General features: G+C 37.5%; 4 protein-coding genes. 2 read left to right on the forward strand and 2 right to left on the reverse strand.

Annotated elements, in window-relative coordinates; translation table 11 throughout:
* The first annotated feature begins 242 nt into the window (after window positions 1-242).
* The gene (locus I6E26_RS10865) at window positions 243-1502 is read left to right on the forward strand and encodes a hypothetical protein (RefSeq protein ID WP_235321885.1); all 1260 of its coding nucleotides are present in this window, start codon (window positions 243-245) and stop codon (window positions 1500-1502) included.
* Between the two features lie 751 nt (window positions 1503-2253).
* Here the strand turns inward: I6E26_RS10865 and I6E26_RS10870 are convergent.
* On the reverse strand, window positions 2254-2484 hold the full coding sequence (locus tag I6E26_RS10870) for a hypothetical protein (protein WP_235321886.1): 231 nt from the start codon (window positions 2482-2484) through the stop codon (window positions 2254-2256).
* A gap of 70 nt (window positions 2485-2554) precedes the next feature.
* A complete protein-coding gene (locus I6E26_RS10875; protein WP_235321887.1) occupies window positions 2555-3733 on the reverse strand; it encodes an ATP-binding protein in 1179 nt (392 codons plus the stop codon).
* 135 nt (window positions 3734-3868) lie between these two features.
* Here I6E26_RS10875 and I6E26_RS10880 point away from each other — a divergent pair, with 135 nt between their 5' ends.
* On the forward strand, window positions 3869-4072 hold the full coding sequence (locus I6E26_RS10880; protein WP_235321888.1) for a hypothetical protein: 204 nt from the start codon (window positions 3869-3871) through the stop codon (window positions 4070-4072).
* Window positions 4073-4378 lie beyond the last annotated feature (306 nt).

The raw sequence follows: 4378 nt of genomic DNA on the forward strand, positions 1-4378 counted from the left end.
TACGCCTTTTTTATCTTCTGAAATATACAGTTTTCAAGGAACTACACCATTTTACGGTGTGGGAAGTTTAAATAAAAATATTACAAAAATATCACCGAAGAAACATACAGGCTAGATATAGGTCAGGGGTAATGCATTATTGCGAGCAAACGTAAAAGGCATTATGGATACCGAAACATAATAATTTACTTTTAGGTTATGCGGATTCGTAAAGCTGACAAATTAAATAAGGAGAACCTAACATGAATGATAATGTAATTAACAATTGGGATGAAATCCCAGAATGGAAAAACCGGGAAATCACAAATTTCGCCAATATTTTTTCCAAATACAGTATAAGCGAACAGCTTTTAGATGAATATCTGTCTATTCCAAAATCCTATAGTAATATTGCTATCCGCTATTCCCTATTGGCTGCCAAATTTCTCATGCACACCAAATGTCAGGATTGGCGAAGGGATAATATTACCACAGAACAAATAAAAGAAATAATCGCAAACCTTCTAAATTTAGAAGAGGGATTTCGTTCTATTGCCTCAAACCAAGTCATTTCCCTAGACCTTCTCATCAAACATGCAGATATTCTGCCACTAGAAGATTTGCTGAATAACAGCTATCTAAATGCCCTATGGAGCCACAACAAGATTTCAACTTGGTATTCCACGGCCTCAGATGCTTGTAACATAATATGCAAACAATCTGAAAAGCAATCAGATAATTTAGATATCATTTGGGAAGCATGCGATATTAATAAAATTTCTCCCCTAGAACTAGAGAATCCAGATTTTATATATAGTATTGATAAATATATGAATGACCACGATCTACTAGAGATATTAGGCAATGATGAAATTATTTTTTATGATCCAGAAATGCCTGAGATTATTTACAATGCTGTCGAATCTAGAAACAAAAAAAATGCCATGTGTCTTATTATGAACACATGGCCCATGGACGAAGCATTTTTAGAACGATACTACAGTGAAATGAGGGATTTTTCACGATATACATCTTTCATTGCACTTAATCCAGTTCAAAAACTTTCTGATAATTATTTGGAAAATCACTGGGATGACCTAAAGAATGACAATTGCCTTCATTACATTTTTGACGATAATCGCAGCCTAGATTTTATAGAACGACATTTTTTTGATCTAAAAGACCAAAAACAATGCTGGGAAAGAATTGCTGGCTATTGCAAGCTAACTCCTGATTTTGTTCAAAAATTTAATGAGTATCTAATTCCCTGCATATGTTTTTTGCTTCAGAATCCTCACCTTGCCTCGAAAAATGCTAACAATGAAATATATAGCCTTGCCTCTATCAAGGATAATACTCAATTAAAAGAAATACAGGATTTGGGTTACAATAAAGGCAAAGCTGAAGGTAAAATTGAGTCTATAACGAAATTGATGCGTAATCTAGACCTATCCCCTGAAAAGGCCATGAAAGCTCTGGAGATTGCGCCTTCTGAATTTAGTCGATACCTTGCTTTGCTCTAAATATTATACATTGTGCTTCTTACGCTGGAGTATACTCATTTTTAGTATATTTCAGCGTTTTTCTTTTATCATTTTTTATAGTTCCCAATACTGTTCCTTCTAAAGGTGCAGATTGCGCAGCACCGTCTGCCACTGTTCCTGTTCAGGCTCCCATTTAGGAACGGTGCTCCGATATCGTTCCGTTTTGCGTTCCTGTTTTGGCCCCTATTTAGGAACAGTGTTCAGATATCGCTCCGTTTGCGTTCCTGTTTTTGCCCCTTCTAAAGGTGCAGACTATGGAATGCTACTTGCTATCGTTCCTGTTTAGGCTCCCATTTAGGAACGGTGCTCCGATATCGTTCCGTTTTGCGTTCCTGTTTGGGCACCTAAACAGGAACGGTGGCAATATACCGTTCCGCTTTGCGTTCCTGTTTCCGCACCTTATACCGCACCTTCAAAAGGTTCTAAGGAGGTGCAGTGACATTCTCTTATCCCTTGTGCCGCAAGGCCTCTCAACGCCCTAATATAAAGAAAAAGATAAAAAAAGATTTCCGTTTTGCTAGTTTTACCTAGTTCGATAGTATACATTCTGATAGCTAACCTTAGTATGAAAGTGTACATAATTATAGTATACATTGTATCTCTGGTATATATCTCTATACAATATTCCCCTATTATAACCAGATTCATATAGTAGTTAGTATCACAAAAATAAGGTCAAATCTACATTGCAATGTCGATTTGACCTTAAAAATTCAATGCCATTTTAATATTAAAGCATCATAAGATATTTTTTGTATTCTGAAGGTGAGATACCTATTGCTTTCATGGCTGCCTCAGCAGATAAGTTAGTGGTTCTCATTAGATTTTTTATGGCCCTTAATGTCCCCCTGATTTCACCTATAGCTTCACCACGGGCTTCACCACGAGCTTCACCCCTAGCTTCGCCAACTTTAATCAAAGCATCTTTCTCTTCTTTTTCATTCCATTCAAACTCAAACATATCTATCACCTCTGTGCCACAAGGCCTCCCAGTGCCCTACTACCATTTATTCCTAAAATTCTTAATTTATTTAGTTTATATTCCCCTGCTGTCTGCGTAGATATTGTCCAAACTGGGGTACAGTGAAGTCTAGCTTGCCATAGTTTGCTGCATATATGAAGCCCTTATGGATAAGTTGTGCCCTAACGGCAGATATGCGTTGCTGAGTTACGCCCAATATTTCTGCAACATTTTTGATGGTGCAGGGGATTTCGCCGCATTCTACCATGGCTAGCATAAAATCTAATTCTTTTGTGGTTGCCTTGTCATAGCGTACTCTGAAGAAGCCAGAATCCAGGCTTTTTTCAAAGTCATTATAGGCGGCAACAGCAATTTCGTCTGTTATTATGTCAGAATTATGCCTATGCTTCCAGATCCATTTGCCATATTCCTGAATAAAATACGGATATCCCTCTGTTGTGGATAGAATATGATTAATGGCTTTTGGTGTATATGCAACACCCATTTCTTTGGCTGGATATACCAGAGCTTTTTCGGCAGCTATGGCATCAAGAGAATCTATCTCCACAAAACTAAATAATCTCTCAGCATAAGATTTAGCCACACCTACGAATTTGGCAATCTTAGGTAATCCTGCAGCGTAGATAATAATAGGGTATCCTTTCTGATTTGAGCGATGTAAAGCACGAATCAATCCTTCCAAATCTACTTGATCAAGATACTGAATTTCATCAATAAAGAAAGCAACCCCTTTTTTGTTTTGCTTTGCCACCTCTCCTAAAGCTAAAAATAATTCTGTCATATCATTAGATATGTTGCCTGTATTGGCTAAGCCTTGTATGGGATCTACAGCTATTTCTGTAGCAAAATCTCCTTGAGAGTATTTTATGGAAAAGGATTTTAGTATCCCAAGTGCTCTTTTAACGTAGGATTCCAATTGTTCCTTGACACTTAGCTGTTTCATAAGCTTATATACACTGAGAGCAAGCTCTGACTGAAAATTATTTTTGCCATGTTCCGGAATTTCCATGTATTCCTCTGGAATAATTAGGGCCTTGGCTATACTTTCTACTTTATTCAAAAGTACTGTTTTGCCCACACCTCTCAGCCCATAATAAATCACGGAACGAGCAGGATAGCCATAAGAGATAGTTTCCAGCTCTTCTTTGGCCTTTTCTATATCCTCATCCCGGCCAGCAATATAGGCAGGAGCTGCTCCAGCTCCTGGGAAATATGGATTTGGTTTCATGGTATACCCCACCTTTCTTTTTAATCTATTATATATTATTTCAAGTGATAAATCTATATAACAACTTATATCTTCTTAGATGTTCAATATACAACATTACCTGTAGTAAACTATAAAGTAAAAAGGATGAGTTATATGACCTATGAAATGAAATTACAGGAAATGCAAGATTTTGGTTACAATAAAGGCAAAACAGATGGCAAAATTGAAGGCAAATTTGAGGGTAAAATTGAATCCATAAAGGAATTGATGCGTAATCTAAATCTATCCCCTGAAAAGGCCATGAAGGCTCTGGGGATTGCGCCTTCTGAATTTAGTCGATACCTTGCTTTGCTCTAAATATTATACATTGTGCTTCTTACGCTGGCGTATACTCATTTTTAGTATATTTCAGCGTTTTTCTTTTATCATTTTTTACAGTATTTCGTTCCGCCTACCGCACCTCATAAGGGTGCAACTCACGGAACATCACAAAAATAATGTTCCGTATCTTGTTCCGGCTACCGCACCTCATAAAGGTGCAACCCACGGAACATCACAAAAATAGTGTTCCGCTTTGTGTTCCGGCTACCGCACCTCATAAAGGTGCAACCCACGGAACATCACAAAAATAGTGTTCCGCTTTGTGTTCCGGCTACCGCACCT

Origin of the sequence: Anaerovibrio lipolyticus (assembly GCF_021531495.1) — a bacterium.
Classification (GTDB): domain Bacteria; phylum Bacillota; class Negativicutes; order Selenomonadales; family Selenomonadaceae; genus Anaerovibrio.

Bases quoted from the DNA above. Each gene is read 5' to 3' on its own strand.
- I6E26_RS10865 (WP_235321885.1), top strand. From the start codon at position 243: ATGAATGATAATGTAATTAACAATTGGGATGAAATCCCAGAATGGAAA.
- I6E26_RS10870 (WP_235321886.1), bottom strand. From the start codon at position 2,484: ATGTTTGAGTTTGAATGGAATGAAAAAGAAGAGAAAGATGCTTTGATT.
- I6E26_RS10875 (WP_235321887.1), bottom strand. From the start codon at position 3,733: ATGAAACCAAATCCATATTTCCCAGGAGCTGGAGCAGCTCCTGCCTAT.
- I6E26_RS10880 (WP_235321888.1), top strand. From the start codon at position 3,869: ATGACCTATGAAATGAAATTACAGGAAATGCAAGATTTTGGTTACAAT.